The organism is Exiguobacterium sp. A1_3_1 (assembly GCF_048985645.1).
Taxonomy (GTDB): domain Bacteria; phylum Bacillota; class Bacilli; order Exiguobacteriales; family Exiguobacteriaceae; genus Exiguobacterium_A; species Exiguobacterium_A indicum.
Map to the genome: position 1 here is coordinate 1 of NZ_WBYY01000327.1, position 812 is coordinate 812.

The following is an 812-nucleotide window of genomic DNA, read 5'->3' on the forward strand; positions in this document are numbered from 1 at the left end:
GTCTCTACAAAGATAAGGGTGGCAGAATGATGATCTGCCACCCTTATCTCGTAACAAAAAGAATGGCGCGTCACACACCACTCTTACAGGATCAGGCGCATTTATGCGCTGTTAGAGACGAACAAGACCCGCTTTTCTGCTTGAATGAAGCAGGAAAGATGGCTTGTGTCTCACCTGAGGAAAGGGTGTGAAAAGACGCGTCATTCTTTTTTTGAGTCAGCTTCTTTTTCGTATAGATGTCACTGTTGAACGAGCGACTTCTGCAAGCTCGTATACAGCGGTTCGAATCCGAGTTCCTCATAAAATGTAGCGGCACGATCGTTGACCGCCCAGACGTTCAATCGAACCGCAGCAACACCTCGCTCGAGCGCGAGTTCTTCTGCCGCCTGCATTAACTGGCGACCAATTCCGGATGAACGATGGGATGAGGTGACACCGACGTCAGTGATGTTCAAGATCCGGACTGGCGTGAATCGATTGGCTGCTGGCGCCGTCCATTTACCAAACAAGTAACCGGTAATGTCGTCTCCGTTGAGTGCCGTCAGACAGAGGTGTTGTTCTGAATCAAGCGTTTGTCTTAAGGACTCGAGCGTGTATGGCGTCAAAACATCCGGATGAAAATGAGACGATAACCGCTTATGATGCTCGAACGTCTCTGCCGTCAAAGAAAGCAGGACAGGGAGGTCTGAAGTACGGCTCGTGCGGATCATCAAGAAATCACTCCGATCATCGATTTTGTTTGAGTACTTCGGCGACGAGTCCCGATACATACGGACTCTGTCTCTTATACACATCTCCGAGCCCACGAGACT

The 812-nt window shown here is 49.8% G+C and carries 2 protein-coding genes; one reads left to right on the forward strand and one right to left on the reverse strand.

The genetic code is table 11. From position 1 onward, the window contains the following. Nucleotides 1-191, forward strand: a 191-nt coding sequence (locus F8N00_RS18190) for a hypothetical protein (RefSeq protein WP_421018770.1), incomplete at its 5' end; no start/stop codon positions are given. 48 nt (nt 192-239) lie between these two features. Here F8N00_RS18190 and F8N00_RS18195 read toward each other — a convergent pair. Continuing rightward, on the reverse strand, nt 240-812 hold a 573-nt coding region (locus F8N00_RS18195), incomplete at its 5' end, for a GNAT family N-acetyltransferase (RefSeq protein ID WP_421018771.1).